Genomic DNA, 19,301 nt, shown 5'->3' with positions numbered 1-19,301 from the left:
ACGGTGGGCGGCACTGGTTCGTCGGACAGTGTGTCGTACACGCAACAACGTCCAGGACACCGGACCCGAGGAGCCCGCACATGTCGTCCCGTAGTGAACCCGGCCGTACCTCACCTTCTCCTTCGACCATGGCACGCTGCCCGAACCCGCAGAGGCCGCACTCCGCCGCCCGCCCTAGCCGATCGTCCTCACCTGCGGCCCCTACGACCTCCGCCGCACCGTGGTGTCGGTGCGCGTCAACCCCGCCTCGCCGTACCGCGTGGCCGCCGGGCCCGACGGCGTCCTCGGGCTCTACCTCGACCGGACCCGGATCTCCGATTCACGACCGTCGACGAGGCCATCGCCTCGACCACCGAGGGCCTGCGCTTCTTCATGTCGCACGGCATCACCCCGCGCTTCACCACCTGGTGCCCCGAGCCGACGACCCCCCTGGGCAGGACAGCCCCCGACGGCGCTCCGCTCGAGCACCACATCAGGCTGCTCCACGCCTACCGCTCGACCATGGAGGAGTACGGCCTGTCCTCCCCGCCCGGATACGGCCCGGCGGGCGCCGGGCGTGCCGTGTTCTCCGTCAGTTCCTTCATGGACAGCCTTCCGCCCGAGCAGTGAGTCCCTCCACGGCCCGGGAGCGCTCGCCCGCGCCGCACCCCGCCCAGGGTGCGGCGCGGCACCGGTCAGGCGCGCCAGTCGGCGGTGCGTTCCTGTGACGCGTCGGCCAAGGCCTTCGTGATGGCACCGGCGTCGCCCCGGTTCCCGTACACCGGGGTGCCCGGCTGCTGGCGCCAGGAATCGTCGATGCCGCCCGCGTCCACGGTGTCGAAGCCCAGCTCGTCGATCAGGTCACGGACCGCCTGCTTGGCCGCCGGATCGTCGCCGGCGACCGGAAGGGCCTGCCGTCCGGGTGTGCCCTGCGGGGAACCCTTGTCCAGGATGTCCTGGGCGTAGGTACCGTTGAACGCCTTGACCACGGCGTGGCCGATCCGCTGCTCGGTCCAACGGCTTTCGGTCAGCCCGTCCTCGATGGCGGGAATACGTCCGTCACGCTGCTGGGGATAGTAGTTCCCCGTGTCGATGACGGCGACATCGTCCGCCGCTCCGTCGAGAATGCCCGAGGGCAGGTCCGGCACAGCCTTGAGAGGAACGGTCACCACCACGATCCGGGCTCCCCGAGCCGCCTCCGTGGAGGTGACCGCCGTCGCCCCGGTCTCCTCGGCCAGAGCCTTCAGCGTCTCGGGCCCGCGCGAGTTGGAGACGGACACGTCATGTCCCAGTGCCGTGAGCCGCCGGACGAGATTGCCGCCGATGTTGCCTGCCCCGATGATGCCGATCTTCATGAATCCGACCTTCCGATGCGGAGTGCCCCGAGTGAAAGCGTCTCGCCGGATCACCAACCCCGGGGGAGCGGGCGCTATTCCAGGTGCCGAATCGGTTCAGCACCGGAGCCACGGATGGAAGAGGTCGGGGTGGGCAGGTATGGGGAGCCAGAAACGGAACCACAAGGCCCCACTTGGAGGCGGTACCCGTGCTGCACGGCGTCGATGTCAGCGCCTATCAGACGGATTTCGACACGGACGGTCAGGACTTCGTCTTCGTCAAGGCGACCGAGGGCCGTTCCTACGTCAATCCACGGCTGAAGAGCCAGGCGAAACGCGTCCGGGACGCCGACTGCGTCGTCGGCTTCTACCACTTCCTCTGGCCAGGACACGCGAAGGATCAGGCGGAGTACTTCGTGGAGAGGACCCCGGAGCGGGAGGGCGACCTGCTCGCCGTCGACTGGGAACAGACGGGTGAGGGCACACGCGCGAGCAGCGCGGACAAGGACCACTTCATCCGCGAGGTGAAGAGGCTGAGGCCGCACCACCGTGTCCTGCTCTACTGCAACCGCTCCTTCTGGATCAACCACGACACGAGCTCCTACTCCGGCGACGGACTCTGGATCGCCGACTACGGCAAGGCGGCCGCACCTCGTATCGACGCGCCCTGGCGCATCCACCAGTACACCGACGACCCCCTCGACAAGAACGTCGCCGACTTCCCCTCACGTGAGGCGCTGCGGGCCTGGGCCACCGCCTGAGCCTCCGGCGGAGACGCGGTGCCGCTCGTCAACACGGGCATCTCCGCCTTCGGCCATCGGAGTGTCCTTTGCCAGCCACTGGTGCAGTGCGCACGGAGATGACCTGCGGTACCGACGCGGGGAGTCCATCCTGGTCGCCGAGTCAGCAATCGGCCGTCGACCGAAGGAGTGCCGCAGTGACGACGAGGGGTCCCGCAGTCTCGGCGGAAGCCGATGAGGCCTACCAGGACGAACTGCCTGTGCGGCGTCGGCAGCCGGGGAACGTGGTGATCAGGTGGCTGACCACCACCGACCACAAGACGATCGGCACGCTGTATCTGACCACCTCGTTCGCCTTCTTCCTCGGCGGTGGTGTCCTGGCACTCGTCATGCGCGCGGAACTGGCCCGTCCGGGTACGCAGATCGTCTCGAACGAGCAGTTCAACCAGGCGTTCACGATGCACGGCACGATCATGCTGCTGATGTTCGCGACGCCGCTGTTCGCAGGATTCGCGAACTGGATCATGCCGCTGCAGATCGGCGCGCCCGACGTGGCGTTCCCGCGGCTGAACATGTTCGCGTACTGGCTGTACCTCTTCGGTTCGCTGATCGCCGTGGCCGGCTTCCTCACCCCGCAGGGCGCGGCCGACTTCGGCTGGTTCGCCTACACCCCGCTCACCGACGCCGTTCGTACCCCAGGGGTCGGAGCCGACCTGTGGATCATGGGTCTGGCCTTCTCCGGCTTCGGCACCATCCTCGGCTCGGTCAACTTCATCACCACGATCATCTGCATGCGCGCGCCCGGTATGACGATGTTCCGCATGCCGATCTTCACCTGGAACGTCCTGCTGACCGGCGTCCTGGTCCTGCTGGCCTTCCCCGTGCTCGCCGCCGCGCTGCTCGCACTCGAGGTCGACCGCAAGTTCGGCGCGCTGATCTTCGATCCGTCCAACGGCGGCGCGCTGCTGTGGCAGCACCTCTTCTGGTTCTTCGGCCATCCAGAGGTGTACATCATCGCCCTGCCGTTCTTCGGCATCGTCTCCGAGATCATTCCGGTCTTCAGCCGCAAGCCGATCTTCGGGTACGTCGGACTGGTCGCCGCGACGATCGCCATCGCCGGCCTCTCGGCGACCGTGTGGGCACACCACATGTACGTCACGGGCGGCGTTCTCCTGCCGTTCTTCTCCTTCATGACGTTCCTGATCGCCGTGCCCACCGGGGTCAAATTCTTCAACTGGATCGGCACGATGTGGAAGGGGTCGTTGTCGTTCGAGACACCCATGCTGTGGTCGGTGGGCTTCCTCGTCACCTTCCTCTTCGGCGGTCTGACCGGCGTGATCCTGGCCTCGCCGCCGCTCGACTTCGAGGTCTCCGACTCGTACTTCGTGGTCGCGCACTTCCACTACGTCGTCTTCGGCACCGTGGTCTTCGCGATGTTCGCCGGATTCCACTTCTGGTGGCCTAAGTTCACCGGCAAGATGCTGGACGAGCGTCTCGGGAAGATGACCTTCTGGACGCTGTTCGTCGGCTTCCACGGCACCTTCCTGGTGCAGCACTGGCTGGGCGCCGAGGGCATGCCCCGGCGTTACGCGGACTACCTCGCCGCCGACGGCTTCACCACTCTGAACACGGTCTCGTCGATCTCCTCGTTCCTGCTCGGACTGTCGATGCTCCCGTTCGTGTACAACGTCTGGAAGACCGCCAAGTACGGCAAGAAGATCGAGGTCGACGACCCCTGGGGCTACGGCCGTTCCCTCGAATGGGCGACCTCCTGCCCGCCGCCCCGGCACAACTTCCTGACCCTTCCCCGGATCCGCTCGGAATCGCCCGCGTTCGACCTGCACCACCCGTCGATCCGTGCGCTCGAGGAGACGACGAACCGTCCTCACGAATCCGTCACGGTGGCTCCCGGGGACAAGCAGGAATAGGGCCCGGGCAACGGTTCGAGGAGAGGAGGACCGCATGAAGCCGGACAAGGAGAGCGCGCGGGGCCTGGCTCAGGTGGAGGGCTACCTGCTCTGGAACGCCGAGGTCGAGGAGGCCCGTCGGCAAGCCCGCCGCTTCACGGGCTCCCTGCCCTGGCTGACCACCGCGCAGCGGGAGGAGGTCGAGCGTGTCTATGTGGCGGACCGGGTGGAGGTCTGCCGGGAGACACTCACCAGGATCGCCGGCCGCGCGGTGGAACTCCGGGGCGAGTACACCGAACGCTACGACCGGCTCAGGGCCCGCTGTGTCGCGGTGTCCGTCCTGACCGTCTGCACGATGGGCGGCATCTGCGCCGCCCTGGTCCTGATCAGCCGCTGACTCCGGCCCCGGGCGCCCGGGATCAGCCGCTGACCCGGCCCCGGGCGCCCGGGATCAGCCGCTGACCCGGCCCCGGGCGCCCGGACCCTCGCCCGGGCGCCCCGGGTCAGTGCCGTACCAGACAGAACGGGTGTCCGGCCGGATCCGCGAACACACGCCAGCTCCGGGCGTCGTCGCCCTCGTCCAGCACGGTCGCTCCGAGTGCGAGCACCTGCTCCTGGGCACGGTCGAGATCAGGGACGGCGAAGTCCAGGTGGAACTGCTGCGGTCGGGCAGGATCCGGCCACAGCGGAGGAAGGTATTCCGCGACCCGTTGGAAGCAGAGCACCGGTCCGTCCGGGGTGTGTACCGTCGCCCAGTCCTCGCCGAGTGCCCAGCGTCCGTCGGGCCGGTCGGTCTCCCCGCCCAGCACGGCCGCGTAGAACCTGGCCAGTCCCGCCGGTTCCGCGCAGTCCAGCACCACACACTGCAGTTCAGCGATCATGCACCGCATCCTAGGAGGCGGTCAGCCGGCGGGGACCGCCCGCGCCCGGTCGAGCTCGGAGAGGTGCGCGGCGAGGAGTTCGGCGTGCGCCGGAGGCAGGGCGGCAGCCTGATGGTCCAGCTGCACCGCGCAGGCCGTCGTCGTGTCGATGAGCCTTTCCAGCGCACCGGCGACCCCCTCGGACCCCGCGGAGTGCTTCGACACCGGCGGAAGTTCGGCCGCCGACAGATCGATGGCCGTACGGGCCCTCGCGAGCGACCGGTAGGCGTCGCGGCGGAGCGTTCCCCTCAGGGCATGGTCCTCCGGGGCGTCCAGGACATGTCCGAGGTAGCGGTGCGCCGACCCCACCGCCGTGTCGAGAGCCGCCCGCACGCTGTGGCCCCGTCGGCCCGGCATCGGGAGGTGCCCGATGAACAGCACCGTGCCGCAGGCGAGGAGGGACTCCACGACCCGGCCCCAGGAGGCGGACGGCTCACCGCCCAGCAGGACGAGGGACAGGACGAGCACGGTGACCACCGCCGTCTGCACCGCGAAGTGACGGGTCGCGACGGGAAGGAGCGCGCCGCAGAGCGCCACGGTCGCGACCAGGGGGAACGGGGCGGACACCAGCATGGTCACGACGCCGAAGACCGCCGCGCCCACCGCGGTTCCCACGGCGCGGCAGACCACCCGGGAGGCCAGTGGCCCCAGATCAGGCTTGACGAGGAAGACGGTGGTGGCGGGCAGCCAGTACCAGTGGTCGTGATGCAGCCACTGGGCCAGGGCCGTACTGGTCGCGCAGCACACCGCGACCCGGAGGCCGTACTCGAGCCCCGCGGCGCTCCACGCCCCGCCCAGGACGGACGCGTCCGAGTGCCCTGTGCGCGTGCCCGGGGCGGTGCCGGAGGGGCGGTCGAACACCGTGGCGGCCCGCAGCAGGGCGTCGTCCAGAGCCCGCAGCCCGGCGTCGGTCCGGGCCGGTGCCGGCAGCGGCCCGCAGGGCCCACCGGTCCGTACCGCGTCCGCCAGCCTGCGCGGTCCCTCCGTGATCCTGGCCGGCAACGGGACGCCGGCCCAGGCCAGTGCGGTCGCCGCCTCGGCCAGGGGAAACGCCGCCGCGTACTGGGCGTGCAGCCGACGCTCCGCCGCGGAGCTCGCGCGCCGCCGCAGTCGTGGGCCCGACAGCGCGTCCTGTGCCTGGTCCAGGGCGGCACTCAGCGCGGCCCGCCCCATCAGGGCCCGAGGGCCACCCGCGGCCAGCAGGAGCCCCGCCACGGCGTCGTAGACCATGGCCACGGCCTCACGCTCCCCGTCGAGCCCGTACGGCCCGTGGCGGCGTCCGCCCGGCGAGGGCAGCACCAGCCGGAGCAGGAGGAGCCATCCCGCACCGGCCAGGAACAGCAGCGCGCGCAGCGGACCCGGCTCCGGCAGCGGCATCCCCGCCCCGATCACGACCGCGACCAGGACCTGCGTTCCGCACGCGGACGCGACGGGCCCCGTCGAGCTGATCGCCCCGGCGCCCAGCCCGAGCAGTCCGACCACGAGCGGCAGGACGACGAGGGACCGGCCGTCGCCCACCGCCTCCGCGATCTCCGAGCCGAGCAGCAGGCCCGCCGAGCCCGCGAGGGCGGGAAAGCCCAGCCGGGCGACCGAGGCGCGCCGACTGCCCGGCCGGTCGTTGATGCCGGCCAGCATCGCGCCCAGCGCCGCGGGGACGCCAAGGGTCGGTCGCCCGGCGAGGACCGCCAACAGCAACGGCATCGCGGCCAGTGCCCCGCGCAGCACCGCGTTCCACGGAACGGGTCCGCGCTGGGCACGCAGGACATGGGCGAGCCACGGGGGAAGCCGGTCGGCAAGATGAGAGGACGTAGGCACTGTGCTCCTGTCCGCGGGGAGGGACGACTGTCGCCTGCGGACTCCTGCGGCCTGGGCTCCGCTCCAGCGTAGTTCCCTCACGTCAAGGAGGTGCTACCTGCTCGTTTCCGCGGTATGACGGTTTCCCGGCCCCGGGCTGTCGAGAGGGCGGTGCTTTCAGAGGGCGGTGCCGAAGTTCTGGGTCCACACGGGCCCCCCGGACGAATCCGCTCTGCCGACGCCGAGCTCCTTGAAAGCGCAGTTGAGGATGTTCGCCCTGTGCCCCTCGCTGTTCATCCAGGCGTCCATCACGGACTCGGCCGTCTGCTGGCCCTTCGCGATGTTCTCGCCGTACGTGCTCCAGCGGTACCCGGCGGCGGTGATGCGGGCGCCCGGGTCCGTGCCGTCCGGTGAGGTGTGGGAGAAGTAGTCCCGCGCCACCATGTCCGAGGAATGGTCCGACGCGGCCTTGGCCAGCAGACCGTTCCCGCTGACGGCCGCGCAGCCCGCCTTCCCCCGCTCGCTGTTGACCAGCGCGATGACCTCGTCGGCCACCGAGGGGGCCGGGGCCTGTGGTGCGGCCGCCGGCTTCGAGGACGGAGTGCGCGGCTTCGAAGTCCTCTCCGGGGTGGCGGCGGCGGCGCTCCGGCTCCTGGACGCGGACGGAGACGGGGTGGCGGACGGTGTCGCCGAGGCCGGCGAAGGCGACGGGGACGCGGAGGAGGGGACCGCGGACGGTGAGGACGGAATGCTCGTCGGCACCGACGGGTCGGTGAGCGGGGCCACCGCGGTGGCCGGCTCCTCCTCCGCGTCGTCCGCGTAGAGGTGGACCGCGGCCCCGCCGCCCCCCAGGACGGCGACCGCGGCGAGTCCCGCCACGACCGTGGTGCGGCGCCGCCGCCTCACGCCGTCGCGTCGGCGCTCGGCACGTCCGGGGCCGGCGGCCGCAGAGGGGAGAAAGGCCGTCGGTAGGAGTTCCGTCGCAGGACCGCCGACGGACGCCGCCACCGGGACCAGCGCGAGTCCCACGAGCAGACCCTCCGCCGGGACCAGCCCCGACCGGTGCCCCGCACACACGGTGCACTCACGGGCGTGACGCGCCAGACGCTTGCGCCACAGCGCGGACGGCACCCCGTCCCACCGGACCGTCAGGTCCTCGAGCAGGACGCAGCGAGGGTCCGCCGCCAGAGCGCGCACCACCACGCGGGCGGCCTCCAGCCGCTCCTTCATCCGCTGGACACGTACCGCGGTGTGCTGGGGCGACAGGTCGAGGGCACTCGCGACCTCCGCACGGGACAGTTCACCCGCCGTCTCCAGCCACCACAGCGACACCAGCTCGCGGTCGTCGTCGTCCAGCCACCGCGTCGCTTCTGCGGCCTCCCTGCGCTGGCCCGTCAGACCGAGGCGGACGATCGTCAGCTCGACGAAGTCGGCCGCGGGATCCACGACGTCGTACGCGTCCTCCATCCGGTCCGCGGGTATCTCGCCGGTGCTGCGCTCGCGCCAGTGCCCCCGTATCTCGTTCATGGTGATGGCCACGAGCCAGGACCGGAAACTCTTCGGGGAGCGCAGTGAGGGCAGCCCGCGGATCATCCGCAGCACACTGTCCTGGACCACGTCGTCCACATCGGCGTGACCGTTCAGGGCCCGGCCGACGATGTTGTAGACCAGCGGCAGATAGGACGCCACAAGCCGGTCCTGCGCCTCGGGGTCGCCCTTCTGCGCGGCCTTGATCAACGCCGTCTCGCGAGTCTCGCCCATGCTGTGCTCACTCTTCCGGGGTCCTGTTCCGTCACTTCCCACACTCGGGAGACGCTGTGCGGCGGGGACGATAACAGGAATCCGGACGAGTGCTCGATATCCGCTCCCGGATCCGTACGTGCCCGGTGCCGGTCCCGGCGACGGCGTGAGCGGTCATCGGGCCCGGCACCGGTACGAGAAAGGGGGGCGGGCGGGCGTGGTCAGGAGCGGGGCGGGTTGTCCGAGTCGCGATCCGAGCCGAGCTGCTGCTTCAGCTTGTCCTGGCCGGTGTCGACGTGCTTGCCGTACTTGCCCTGGGTCCGGTCGTCGATCATGTCTCCGGCCTTGTCGACGCCCTTCCCGGCCTGGTCCTCGTGGCCCTTGAGCATCTTCTTGATCTTGTCCATCGCGGACATGTCGGATTCTCCTCGCATCGACTTCCCCCCACGTGTCCAGGGTCACCGCACTTCGCCGGGTCCGCATCCGCGAGCGCCGCCGGGCGGTCCTGTCGGCACATGACGTGTGAAGGGCGCCTGGGTGGGCAGATACCGGGTTACCAGGAGGAGGTGGTGGCCGTGGGCCGCATCCGGATCGTGCGCCGTCCGCAGCCCCCCACCGGGCCGCCCCCGCTGGACCTGCGAACTCCGTCCGGACGACCCCTGCCGTACTGAGCCCAGGCGCGGGCAGCACCTCGGCTCCTTCGGTACGTGCGTCGTGAAGGCCCTGAGGCATCATCGCCGGCCACCGCGCGGGCGAGGCGGTCCCCGAGCCCGAGGACGGCCGGAGCGTAAGCTCCGGAGGCATGATCGATCATTCGGAGCACGCTTCCTCCGTCCGCCGGACGAACTGGGCCGGCAACATCACTTTCGGCGCGAAGCAGCTGCACACACCCGCCTCGGTCGCCGAACTCCAGGACCTCGTGTCCGCCGGGACGGCCGTCAGGGCGCTGGGCACCGGCCACTCCTTCAACACCGTCGCCGACACTCCGGGCACGCTCATATCCGTGGCGGGCCTGCCCCGCTGCGTCGAGATCGACCGGGACGCCCGTACCGCGACGGTGAGCGCCGGTCTGCGGTTCGGGGAGCTGACCGGCACCCTGCACCGGAGCGGACTCGCACTGCACAATCTGGGCTCGCTGCCCCACATCTCGGTGGCCGGTGCATGCGCGACAGGCACCCACGGTTCCGGTGTGGGCAACCGCGCCCTCGCGGGAGCCGTCAGGGCCCTGGAACTCGTCACCGCGGACGGCGGCATCAGGACCATCGAGCGGGGAGACGCCGACTTCCCCGGTGCGGTGGTCTCCCTGGGCGCCCTGGGAGTGGTGACCCGACTGACCCTGGACCTCGTGCCCGCGTTCGACATCCAGCAGTGGGTGTACGAAGGGCTCCCGCAGGAAGAGCTGCTCGGCTGCTTCGACGAGGTGATGTCGGCGGCCTACAGCGTGAGCCTCTTCACGGGCTGGCACGGCGGCCCGATCGACCAGGTCTGGCTCAAGCGGCGCCTCGAGGACGGCGTCCCCGGCAACGGCAACGGCAACGGCAACGGCAACGCCCCGCACCGGTGGCACGGCGCCACCCTCGCCCAGGGGCCCAGGCATCCTGTCCCGGGCGTGGCGGCCGAGCACTGCACGGAACAGCAGGGCGTCCCCGGCCCCTGGCACGCGAGGCTGCCCCACTTCCGCCTCGAGTTCACTCCCAGCAACGGTGAGGAACTGCAGTCGGAGTACTTCGTCGCCCGTCAGGACGCCGTCGCGGCCTACGAGGCACTCGACGGGATCCGGCAGAGGTTCTCGCCGCTGCTCCAGATCGGGGAGATCCGGACGGTGGCCGCCGACGACCTGTGGCTCAGTCCAGCTCAGGGGCGGGACTCCGTGGCGTTCCACTTCACCTGGGTCCCCGACCCGGCAGCGGTCGCCCCCGCTCTCGGGGCCATCGAGGAGGCCCTGGCCCCGTTCGGGGCCAGGCCGCACTGGGGCAAGGTCTTCACCACTCCGCCGGACACCCTCCGTGAGCTCTACGGGCACTACGCCGACTTCGAGAGGCTGGCCGGCCGGCTCGATCCCACCGGCACCTTCCGCAACGACTTCCTGGAGCACCACTTCCCCGGCATCGGGTGACCATGCCCGTGCGGTTCCCTCGTGCCCGCCGGATCGGCTGACGGGGGCCCTTCGTCGCGGGGGTGCGGCGACGAATCTCTCCGGCGCGGCGGACGAGGCGGGCGGGGCCGTGAAGAACGCCGCGGTCCCGACGGTGCCCAGGGCCTCCCGTTCTGACAGCCCTCAGCCGTGCCCGCCCCGCGGCCCGTCGGACCAGCCCCCCGCCGACGGCCGCGGTGCCAGCTCCTCCACGAGGGCCGCCAGCTCCTCGCAGGCCAGCTCCGTCTCGTACCGGATGTTGTTGTGCTCGGTCACGATGGCCGCCAGGAGGAGCGCGGTGAGGGCCACACAGCCGTTGAGTACGCAGAGGTTGAGCATCACCTCCAGCACCGAGTGGCCGGCGAACGGACCCACGCCGTCGGTTCCGGCGATGATCGCCATGACGGACATCAGAAGGGCGCAGGGGGCGCTGCCGGCCAGCTGGAAGCGGAGCGCCGCCCAGACGAGCACCGGGAAGAGCAGGTAGATCATGGACAGCGAACTCCTGGTCGCGACGACCGTCGTCGCAGCAGCGACGACCGCGAGCGTCAGGGCCTCCATCCACCGGTCGTCCACCTCGGGCCTGCGCAGCTTGTGCAGGACGAGCAGCAGCGGAGTGACCATCAGGACCCCCATCGCGTCTCCCGCCCACCAGGCCGCCCAGACCGGCCAGAACTGGGACGCCGAGAGACTGTCGCTCAGTACCTGGACCCCGGTGCCCGTGGTGGCGCTGATGATCATGCCGCCCAAGGCTCCCAGAAAGACCAGGGCGACCCCGTCCCGCAGACGGTCCAGCTGCATGCGGAACCCCACGGACCGCAGGGCGAGGAAGGAGCAGACCGGGGCCAGGACGCTCCCCGCCGCGACGGCGACGCCCCAGGGGGTGAACCCGTCGCTGATCGAGACGACCGTGAGCAGAGCACCGGCCGCGATGGCCGGCCAGACGCGCAGACCCAGGTACAGCAGCGAGGCCAACGCGATCCCCGAGGGTGGCCACAGCGGGGTGACGATCGAACCCTGCACCTCGACCTGGCGGAGGAGACCCAACTGCGCGGACCCGTAGTAGACAGCGGTGATACCCAGCATCTGCAGAACGAGCACGGCTCGGCGTCTGGTCTTCTCGCTGAGGATCACGCACCTCATAAGACACCGCTCGTGGCGGTGGGCCCCCGTGACACGCGAGGCGTGCGGCCACCCCCCGTGCTCAGCCCGATGCGGCGGTGGCCTCATGGCGGAGAACCAGGACGGCGGCGTCGTCCTCGTGCCCCGTGAGGACGGCGGCCTTGAGCACCTGGTCCGCCAGCTCCTCGGCGTCCGCGCCGGCGTTGGCGCTCACCAGGCGCCTGATCCGGTCCAGGCCGTCGTCGATCGTCAGTGAAGGCCCTTCGATGACTCCGTCGGTGAGCAGGACGAACGCGCCGGCCACGTCCAGGTCGCGCCGGGCGACGGGATAGTGCTCATGGGGCTCGATGCCGAGCGGGAGGCCGCCGGCGTCGGCGGTGATTCCCGAGCATCCGTCCGCCGTCGCCCACACGGAGGCGACATGACCCGCGCGGGCGCTCCGCAGTTCCCGGCTTCCCGGATCCAGCCGGAGGAAGGAGCACGTCGCGAAGAGGGTGGAGTTCATCGACATGATCAGATCGTTTGTGCGGCCCATCACTTCCCCCGGATCGGACGTCGAACTGGCGATGGCGCGCATCGCGATCCGGATCTGCCCCATGAAGGCGGCCGCCTCCACGTCATGCCCCTGGACGTCCCCTATGGCCAGGCCCAGCGCCCCGTCCGGCAGCAGGAACCCGTCGTACCAGTCCCCGCCGATGTCCAGCCCGTCGCGCGCCGGGGCGTAACGGGCGGCGGTCCGGAGGCCGGGGAAGGCCGGCAGGGACGCCGGCAGCATGTCGCGCTGCAGCGCCTGGGCCAGTTCGACACGGGCCTGGTGCAGTCCCACCTCCTGCCGGGCGCGGGCAGTCAGGTGCTGCAGGGTGCTGAGCAGGTCCTCGGCGCTCGCCGACCGGGGAGTTCGACGCCGGTTCATGGGCCGCTCCGCGTTGCGATAGTTCCTGCATCATATTTCGGCGCCGGAACTCCTGCGAGCGCTGGTGCGGACGGCTCCGGCCCACGTCGGCGGGAGGGGTCAGCCTGCCTCGCTGAGGGAGGCCGTGAGGCGTCCCAGCGTCTCCTGGAGAGCCAGGATCTCCTCGACCGACAGACCTGTGGCCCTGAGGATCGCCCGGGGGACGGGGAGCGCGCGCTCGTGCAGCTCCGATCCGGAGTCCGTGAGGTGGACGGTGACCGACCGCTCGTCCTCGGGGCTCCGCTCACGCCTGACGAAACCGGCCGACTCCAGTCGTTTCAGCAGTGGTGACAGCGTTCCCGAGTCGAGGTGCAGCCGCTCGCCGATCGTCTTGACCGGCAGTGGACCGTGTTCCCACAGGACCATCATCGCCAGGTACTGGGGGTAGGTGAGGCCGAGGTCGCGGAGGGCCTCCCGGTAGACGCCCCCGAAGGCGCGGGAGGCCGCCTGCAGCGAGAAGCACACCTGGTGGTCCAGCTTGAGCAGCTCTGTGTCCGCCAGGTCGGCCAGGCCGGGAGCGGGGGACGGTGTCGGCTTCATGGATCCAGGATAACCTGCTGCCCGTCATTGGGTTGTGTGCAATTAAGTTGTGTGCAATTCTTTGGAGGTGATCGGTCCGCGGTCACCGTCGTACGAGAGAAGGCCACCCATGGACGCGCTGTACACCGCTGCCGCCACCGCGAACGGCCGTGAAGGCCGGGCAGTGAGCTCGGACGGGCAGATCGACCTGGCGCTCGCCCTGCCGCCGGCCCTCGGGGGCAACGGCAAGGGCACCAATCCGGAGCAGCTCTTCGCCGCCGGATACGCCGCGTGCTTCGCCAGCGCGATGAGCTCGGTCGCCCGCGAGATGAAGGTCGACACCAAGGACGTCTCGGTCACGGCCGAGGTCTCGATCGGCAAGGACGACTCCGGATTCGGCCTCGCGGTCGTCATGCGTGTCGAACTGCCCGAGGCGCTGGAGGGGGAGACCGGGCGGCGCCTGGTCGAGGCGACGCACGCCTACTGCCCCTACTCCAAGGCCACGCGGGGGAACATCGACGTGGAACTCGTGATCGAGTAGGTGAGCGGGCTCCCCGCCCGGTGCGGGCGGGGAGCCGGTCCTGCAGGGGAGACAGGAGTCGAACCTGCGGCATCCGGTTTTGGAGACCGGCGCTCTGGCCTCTGAGCTACACCCCTTCGGTGTGACCAGCCTCGCAGCCGCCTCAACCTGCGACAACCGGTTTTCCGGAGGCTCGGCCCGTTTCCCGGGGACCGCCCCACGGCCGCCGGAACGCGACGCGTACACTCGGCTCCCGTTTCCGCTGATTGGCGGGCATAACCGATCGATGGGCAGTTTCACGTGAGTTCCGTAGAGGCAACCGACGCACCGATCTACGCAGGGCTGGTGGAGGAACAGGGCGACGTTCCCGCCGAGGTGCGGCGGGTGGCCGAGGAGACCCTGCTGGAGGTGGAGAGCGTGCTCGACTTCAGTGCGCTCCACGTACCGGCCACGGCCCGCTGACTTCGGTCGGCCCCGGCCCCTACCCGCCCGGTCCGGATCATGAAGGGCCCCCGTGGGCAGGATTACCGCGTCCTTGTTCCTTACCGTTCGGAGCGCCGCGTGACCGTCAGCCTGCACCCCTCAGCCACCGTCCTGTTCCAGGGCGACAGCATCACCGATGTGGGCAGGCTGGCTGAACGCGACCGCCCTCTGGGCAACGGCTACGTCCGGATGGCTGCCGAGTCCGTGCGGTCCGCCCGACCGGACAGCGACATCACGTTCTTCAACCGAGGTGTCAGCGGTGACGGCGTCGCGGATCTGCGCGCCCGCTGGCGTGAGGACGCCCTGGACCTCGAGCCGGATGTCGTATCGGTCCTCATCGGAGTGAACGACACGTGGCGTCGCTACGACTCCGGCACGGTCAACCCGGTGCGTGTGTACGAGGACGACTACCGCGCCATCCTCACCCAGGTCCGGGAGAGGACGGGTGCCAGGCTGATCCTCATCGAACCCTTCCTCGTGCCGGTGCGCGACGAGCAGTGGGCCTGGCGCGAGGACCTCGATCCCAGGATCCAGACCGTCCGACGGCTGGCGGAGGAGTTCGACGCCGCGCTGCTGGCGGCGGACGGCCTGCTCAACCAGGCGGCACGTGCCGCCGGTGGCGCCGAGTCCATCGCCGGCGACGGAGTCCACCCGACCCCTCTCGGGCACTACCTCCTGGCTGAGGCCTGGACGGCGCTGGTGGAGCTGTGACACACCGGTCCGAGGAGGACCGGGATCCTGGCCCAGACGGTCTTGCCCGCGAGCGAGGGCCGCGACCAGCCCCATGAGCTGCTGAGCGCGTCGATGATGCGCAGGCCCCTGCCCCGCTCCAGGGATTCGTCCGCCCGGCGCAGCACGGGGACCTCGGGGCTGGGGTCGGTCACCGCGCAGACGAGCGTCCCGTCCTGACAGGCCAGTCCCAGCCGGGCCCTCGGCGGATCGGGGTGCTCCGCCGTGGGCTGGATCCCGTGACAGACCGCGTTGCTCACCAGTTCGCCCGCCACGAGGGACACGTCGTCCGCGCACGAGCGCAGACCCCAGTACTCGAGCGCGTCGCGGACGAACGCCCGTGCCTGCCGCAGGCTCTCCGGATCCGCGCCCAGACCGCGCGTGGTGAATCCGGGGGCCCTGATGCCGAGATCCCGCGCCAGCTCCTCATGCGGATCCGTGCTGCCGGCTCCCGGGCGGGGCGTGACAGCTGCCGCTCCGTGACGTGGTGTGTTCTCCGCGTGCATGAGCGCTGATCACCCTCCGCTGAAGGCTGGTTGGTGGTGTCGTCAGGTCCGGACGGCCACTAGTATCCTCGCCGTCCGCGCACGTAGTGCAATTGCATCCGAAATTGCACCCAGGGGTGTGAGCAAGAGACACCTGTTCACCCGGCGCGGGCCCTGGTGCCACACCAGGACGTGTCAGAGCAACGAGAAGGAATGGACCGCATGCAGCACATCGACAACGGCGTACCCGCCAACTCCCTGTCCGGCGTGGAGTGGAAGAAGAGTCATCACAGCAACCCCAGCGGGAACTGCGTGGAGATGGCGTTGCTGCCCGGCGGCGAAGTGGCCGTCCGTAACTCCAGGTTCCCCGAAGGCCCGGCCCTCGTGTACACGGGAGCCGAGGTGCGCGCGTTCCTCGCGGGCGTCAGGGACGGCGACTTCGACACCATGGCAGGCTGAACGGACGCCGCAGGTCGGCCGAAAAAGCACGGCAGTCTCGCAACGGCCGGGCCTTCCGGGGGCTCCTGATGGCACACTGGCGTCAAGACGCCCGTCCTCAGGAGTCCGCATGCCCGGCATCGAACCGCTTCAGCCGTCACGGAAGCCGACGCTCGCCTCGGCCACAGGTGCGAGCCCCACGGCGCTGCGCCTGGTGCTGGGCGCGCAACTGCGGCGGATGCGCGGTGAGGCAGGCATCACCCCGGATGTCGCCGCCGACCGGATCCGCTGCTCGACGGCCAAGATCAGCCGGATGGAGACCGGACATTCTCCCTGCAAGGAGCGCGACGCCGCCGATCTGCTCGTGCTCTACGGCGTGACCGACCCCGCCAGGACGGCAGAGTTCATCGATCTCGTGCGCAGAGCCGGACAACGCGGATGGTGGCGCAACTACGCCGACGTACTGCCGGACTGGTTCGAGCCCCTGGTCGGCTTGGAGGAGGCCGCCGCGTCCATCCGTACGTACGAGGGGCATTACGTTCCGGGGCTACTGCAGACGGCCGACTACGCCCATGCGGTGGTGCGTTCCGGACATGCCCTCGAATCGGAGGAGATCACCCGGCGCCGCGTCGAACTGAGGCTCAGGCGACAGCAGCTGCTCCAGCGGCGCGACGCGCCCAAGCTCTGGGTGCTGCTGGACGAGGCGGTGCTGTTGCGACCCACGGGCGGTGCCCGGGTGATGCGCGAACAGCTGGCCCACCTGCTGGAGATGACCCGTCTGCCTCACGTGATCGTGCAGGTGGCCCCGTTCGAGGTGACCGCCCACACCTCTCCGGGAAACGGCATCACCTATCTGCGGTTCGCGATGGAAGGACTCCCCGATGTCGCGTACATCGAGCACCTGACCAATGCCACGTCCGTGAACAAGCCGGAGAGCACGGACGAGTACCGGTGGATCCTCGACTCGCTCAGCGCGCAGTCGCCGAGCCCCGTCGCGAGCAGGGACCTGCTGAGGCAGGCGCTCGAGCGCTACAGCTGAGCACCTGCCCCGTCACCGCCGGCCGCGCGTGACGCGACGCGTCACCACTTGCGGGCGACGCCGCCGAACTCGATCCACTCCTGGGTCTCCTGCTTCGGCGCCAGATCCGAATCCGGCCGCCACGTCGACACCTCGACCAGGCCCGGTTCGAGTACGTCGAGACCCTCCAGGAATTCGTGCACGTCAGCCTGCTGGCGCACCCGGCCCCACTGGTTGCCGGTGCTCTGCGCCATGAAGTCCGTGACGAAGTCACGGGTCCCCGCGTCCTCACTGACGAGCTGGCAGACCACCAGGAAGCTTCCAGGGGCCAGCCGGTCCGCCACACGGCGGACCAGGCCCGCGGGGTCGTCCTTGTCAGGGATGCAGTGCAGCACGGACACGAAGAGCGCGGCCACCGGCTCGTCGAAGTCCATGAGCCGGGCCACCTCCGGGTGACCGAAGATGCCATCCGTGTCCCGCATGTCCGCCTGGATGACCGCGGTCCGGTCGTTCTCCTCGAGTATGGCCTTGCCGTGAGCCAGCACGATGGGGTCGTTGTCGACGTAGACGACCCGGGCGCCGGGGTCCACCAGCTGCGCGACCTGGTGGACGTTGTCCTGGGTCGGCAGGCCGGAACCGTGATCGATGAACTGACGTATCCCGTACTCGGAGGCCAGGTGGTGCACCACGCGCCGCAGGAATCTCCGGTTGTTCACCGCCAGGACCTTGGTGCTCGGTACACGCTCCAGCAGGTGCTCGCACGCGACCCGGTCGGCAGGGTAGTTGTCCTTGCCGCCCAGGTAGTAGTCGTACATCCGCGCGACGCTCGGCACGTTCACGTCGATGTTCTTCGGAATGGAGGTGTCCCCGTTGCTCATCCAGCCCCTCGGTTCAAAGAGAGTGAAGTCGGTGTGGGGCCATGCTAGGGATCTCGCCGGGCGGCAGACAGCCCTCGGGGGATGAGGCAAGGGTGCATGGCGATGAACCAGCCACACGAGGGCGAGGGTTGGAGGGTCGTCCCGCCCGGTCAGCTGCCCGCAGCGCGCCCACGTCTCGTTGACCAGCCGTCAACTTGTGCTGATCACAGGGCTATTGCCAAGGCGAGGGTCGAGCCCGGGGATCTTGGGCCGACCCATACGGAGCCTCGTCTCAACGCGGCCGGAAAACACCGGTGACCTTCGTCCCTGAACAGTGCGGGAGCCGTCCAGAAATGAACGCCCAAAACGCGTCGGGCGATCGCACTGCGGGCCCGGCGGTCTATCGTGACCCTCATGTCCGCCCCTGAGCTGATCCGCATCGTCTCCCGCGACTCACCCATGGCCCTGGCTCAGGTCGAGCGCGTCAGGGCAGGTCTCGCCGACCTCCACCCCGCCACCGTCACCGAGGTCGTCCCCGTCCGGACCACCGGCGACAAGTGGATGGGCGACCTCTCGAAGGTCGAAGGCAAGGGCGCCTTCACCAAGGAGGTCGACGCCGCCCTGCTGGCCGGGGAAGCGGACCTGGCCGTCCACTGCGTCAAGGACATCCCCGCCGACCGCCCACTGCCCGCCGGCACGACGTTCGCCGCGTTCCTCGAGCGCGACGACATCCGGGACGCCCTCGTGCACCCGGACGGGCTCACGCTCGACCAGCTCCCCGACGGCACCCGTGTCGGCACGTCGTCCGTCCGCCGGACAGCGCAACTCGCCGCCTCTCATCCTCACCTGGACTGTGTACCTTTCCGCGGCAACGCCAACCGGCGACTGGCGAAACTGGCCGCGGGGGAGGCCGACGCGTTGCTCCTCGCCGTCGCGGGCCTCCACCGGATCGGCCGGCCCGACGTGATCAGCGACATCCTCGCCCCGGAGGCGATGTGCCCTCCGATCGGCGCGGGCGTTCTCGCCCTGCAGTGCCGCGAGGACGACACGGCGACCATCGAGGCTGTCAGCGCGCTCAACCACCCGGGGACCTACCGGGAGATCACGGCGGAGCGCATGCTCCTCCACGTCCTGCAGGGCCACTGCAACTCCCCGATCGCCGGCTACGCCACGGCCCACCGCAACGGCGAGCTCTCGCTGCGCGCCTGCGTGTTCACTCCCGACGGCAAGACGGTCCTCAACGCACACGAATGGGCCGGTCCGCTCGACCCCGCCACGCTCGGGACCTCCGTGGCCGTCTCGCTGCTGAGACAGGGCGCCCGGGAGTTGATCGACTCCATCGCGCACTGACCCCGGGCCGTCGCGGGCGTCCCGTGCGCCTGCGGTGCGGACTCGTCGACAGGCGGATGCCGCTCGACGCCGAAGCCGGCGTCGGGTCGAAGACACACGACCCCGGCGGGTGAGGTGGTGGTCTGCACTGTCTTCCGCGGCACGGTCAAGGACGCCGGCCTGACGACCCGGCGTTCTGGCTTTCCGGATCAGTGAACTCGTTGCCCCGACGCGCATCCGCTGGAAAGAAGTGCCGGCCGGCCTCGTGACAGTCCGTGAAGGCGGCTGCGATCTACCGGCC

20 protein-coding genes, 1 tRNA gene and 1 pseudogene are annotated in these 19,301 nt (G+C 70.1%); 11 read left to right on the top strand and 11 right to left on the bottom strand.

What is annotated here, in order from left to right:
• Window positions 1–100: 100 nt before the first annotated feature.
• Window positions 101–609, top strand: a pseudogene (locus LWJ43_RS01140) (hypothetical protein); the annotation flags it as partial.
• Window positions 610–674: 65 nt separating this feature from the next.
• Here the strand turns inward: LWJ43_RS01140 and LWJ43_RS01135 are convergent.
• Window positions 675–1,385 (bottom strand): NADPH-dependent F420 reductase, encoded by a 711-nt coding sequence (locus LWJ43_RS01135; RefSeq protein ID WP_277335776.1) that lies wholly within the window; start codon window positions 1,383–1,385, stop codon window positions 675–677.
• A gap of 137 nt (window positions 1,386–1,522) precedes the next feature.
• Here LWJ43_RS01135 and LWJ43_RS01130 point away from each other — a divergent pair, with 137 nt between their 5' ends.
• From LWJ43_RS01130 to LWJ43_RS01120, 3 genes are all read left to right on the top strand, one after another.
• Window positions 1,523–2,074, top strand: coding sequence for a glycoside hydrolase family 25 protein (locus LWJ43_RS01130; protein WP_277335775.1), 552 nt, complete (start codon window positions 1,523–1,525; stop codon window positions 2,072–2,074).
• Window positions 2,075–2,250: 176 nt separating this feature from the next.
• Entirely contained in the window at window positions 2,251–3,981 is a 1,731-nt protein-coding gene (gene ctaD, locus LWJ43_RS01125) for an aa3-type cytochrome oxidase subunit I (RefSeq protein WP_277330368.1), read from the top strand.
• Between the two features lie 34 nt (window positions 3,982–4,015).
• The gene (locus tag LWJ43_RS01120; protein WP_277330367.1) at window positions 4,016–4,357 is read left to right on the top strand and encodes a hypothetical protein; all 342 of its coding nucleotides are present in this window, start codon (window positions 4,016–4,018) and stop codon (window positions 4,355–4,357) included.
• Window positions 4,358–4,463: 106 nt separating this feature from the next.
• Here LWJ43_RS01120 and LWJ43_RS01115 read toward each other — a convergent pair whose 3' ends face one another.
• The 4 genes from LWJ43_RS01115 to LWJ43_RS01100 form a co-directional block, all read right to left on the bottom strand.
• On the bottom strand, window positions 4,464–4,841 hold the full coding sequence (locus LWJ43_RS01115) for a VOC family protein (protein WP_277330366.1): 378 nt from the start codon (window positions 4,839–4,841) through the stop codon (window positions 4,464–4,466).
• 21 nt (window positions 4,842–4,862) lie between these two features.
• Window positions 4,863–6,605, bottom strand: a complete 1,743-nt coding sequence (locus tag LWJ43_RS01110; RefSeq protein ID WP_277335774.1) for an FUSC family protein — start codon at window positions 6,603–6,605, stop codon at window positions 4,863–4,865.
• Window positions 6,606–6,851: 246 nt separating this feature from the next.
• On the bottom strand, window positions 6,852–8,435 hold the full coding sequence (locus tag LWJ43_RS01105) for a sigma-70 family RNA polymerase sigma factor (protein ID WP_277330365.1): 1,584 nt from the start codon (window positions 8,433–8,435) through the stop codon (window positions 6,852–6,854).
• Window positions 8,436–8,635: 200 nt separating this feature from the next.
• Window positions 8,636–8,830: an antitoxin gene (locus tag LWJ43_RS01100; protein ID WP_277330364.1), complete on the bottom strand. Its 195-nt coding sequence runs from the start codon at window positions 8,828–8,830 to the stop codon at window positions 8,636–8,638.
• A gap of 386 nt (window positions 8,831–9,216) precedes the next feature.
• Here LWJ43_RS01100 and LWJ43_RS01095 point away from each other — a divergent pair, with 386 nt between their 5' ends.
• Window positions 9,217–10,530, top strand: coding sequence for an FAD-binding protein (locus tag LWJ43_RS01095; RefSeq protein ID WP_277330363.1), 1,314 nt, complete (start codon window positions 9,217–9,219; stop codon window positions 10,528–10,530).
• A 162-nt stretch (window positions 10,531–10,692) separates the two neighbouring features.
• Here LWJ43_RS01095 and LWJ43_RS01090 read toward each other — a convergent pair whose 3' ends face one another.
• The 3 genes from LWJ43_RS01090 to LWJ43_RS01080 form a co-directional block, all read right to left on the bottom strand.
• On the bottom strand, window positions 10,693–11,682 hold the full coding sequence (locus LWJ43_RS01090; protein WP_277330362.1) for an MASE1 domain-containing protein: 990 nt from the start codon (window positions 11,680–11,682) through the stop codon (window positions 10,693–10,695).
• Between the two features lie 70 nt (window positions 11,683–11,752).
• Window positions 11,753–12,583, bottom strand: a complete 831-nt coding sequence (locus LWJ43_RS01085; protein WP_277330361.1) for a PP2C family protein-serine/threonine phosphatase — start codon at window positions 12,581–12,583, stop codon at window positions 11,753–11,755.
• A gap of 99 nt (window positions 12,584–12,682) precedes the next feature.
• The gene (locus tag LWJ43_RS01080; RefSeq protein ID WP_277330360.1) at window positions 12,683–13,162 is read right to left on the bottom strand and encodes a MarR family winged helix-turn-helix transcriptional regulator; all 480 of its coding nucleotides are present in this window, start codon (window positions 13,160–13,162) and stop codon (window positions 12,683–12,685) included.
• Between the two features lie 109 nt (window positions 13,163–13,271).
• Here LWJ43_RS01080 and LWJ43_RS01075 point away from each other — a divergent pair, with 109 nt between their 5' ends.
• On the top strand, window positions 13,272–13,682 hold the full coding sequence (locus tag LWJ43_RS01075; RefSeq protein ID WP_109878254.1) for an organic hydroperoxide resistance protein: 411 nt from the start codon (window positions 13,272–13,274) through the stop codon (window positions 13,680–13,682).
• A gap of 43 nt (window positions 13,683–13,725) precedes the next feature.
• Here LWJ43_RS01075 and LWJ43_RS01070 read toward each other — a convergent pair.
• A tRNA-Trp gene (locus tag LWJ43_RS01070) sits at window positions 13,726–13,798 on the bottom strand.
• A gap of 163 nt (window positions 13,799–13,961) precedes the next feature.
• Here LWJ43_RS01070 and LWJ43_RS01065 point away from each other — a divergent pair.
• Together LWJ43_RS01065 and LWJ43_RS01060 are read left to right on the top strand one after the other, a co-directional pair.
• Window positions 13,962–14,123: a hypothetical protein gene (locus tag LWJ43_RS01065; RefSeq protein WP_277330359.1), complete on the top strand. Its 162-nt coding sequence runs from the start codon at window positions 13,962–13,964 to the stop codon at window positions 14,121–14,123.
• 99 nt (window positions 14,124–14,222) lie between these two features.
• Entirely contained in the window at window positions 14,223–14,855 is a 633-nt protein-coding gene (locus LWJ43_RS01060) for an SGNH/GDSL hydrolase family protein (RefSeq protein WP_277330358.1), read from the top strand.
• Here LWJ43_RS01060 and LWJ43_RS01055 read toward each other — a convergent pair.
• On the bottom strand, window positions 14,813–15,379 hold the full coding sequence (locus LWJ43_RS01055) for an ATP-binding protein (RefSeq protein ID WP_277330357.1): 567 nt from the start codon (window positions 15,377–15,379) through the stop codon (window positions 14,813–14,815). The two genes, LWJ43_RS01060 and LWJ43_RS01055, sit on opposite strands and share 43 nt — an antisense overlap.
• A 201-nt stretch (window positions 15,380–15,580) precedes the next feature.
• Between LWJ43_RS01055 and LWJ43_RS01050 the strand changes: the two genes are divergently transcribed.
• Window positions 15,581–15,817 carry a DUF397 domain-containing protein gene (locus LWJ43_RS01050; protein ID WP_277330356.1) on the top strand — a complete coding sequence of 79 codons (237 nt, stop codon included), beginning with the start codon at window positions 15,581–15,583 and terminating at the stop codon, window positions 15,815–15,817.
• Between the two features lie 109 nt (window positions 15,818–15,926).
• Entirely contained in the window at window positions 15,927–16,835 is a 909-nt protein-coding gene (locus LWJ43_RS01045) for a helix-turn-helix domain-containing protein (protein WP_277330355.1), read from the top strand.
• A 41-nt stretch (window positions 16,836–16,876) separates the two neighbouring features.
• Here the strand turns inward: LWJ43_RS01045 and LWJ43_RS01040 are convergent, their stop codons facing one another.
• Window positions 16,877–17,692 carry an SAM-dependent methyltransferase gene (locus LWJ43_RS01040; protein WP_277330354.1) on the bottom strand — a complete coding sequence of 272 codons (816 nt, stop codon included), beginning with the start codon at window positions 17,690–17,692 and terminating at the stop codon, window positions 16,877–16,879.
• A 393-nt stretch (window positions 17,693–18,085) separates the two neighbouring features.
• Between LWJ43_RS01040 and hemC the strand changes: the two genes are divergently transcribed.
• Entirely contained in the window at window positions 18,086–19,021 is a 936-nt protein-coding gene (gene hemC / locus LWJ43_RS01035; protein WP_277330353.1) for a hydroxymethylbilane synthase, read from the top strand.
• The last annotated feature ends 280 nt before the right edge of the window (window positions 19,022–19,301 follow it).

This window comes from Streptomyces sp. JH34, assembly GCF_029428875.1.
GTDB lineage: Bacteria > Actinomycetota > Actinomycetes > Streptomycetales > Streptomycetaceae > Streptomyces.
The sequence above is the reverse complement of the archived record's forward strand: the minus strand, read 5'-3'. Positions and strand labels throughout refer to the sequence as shown.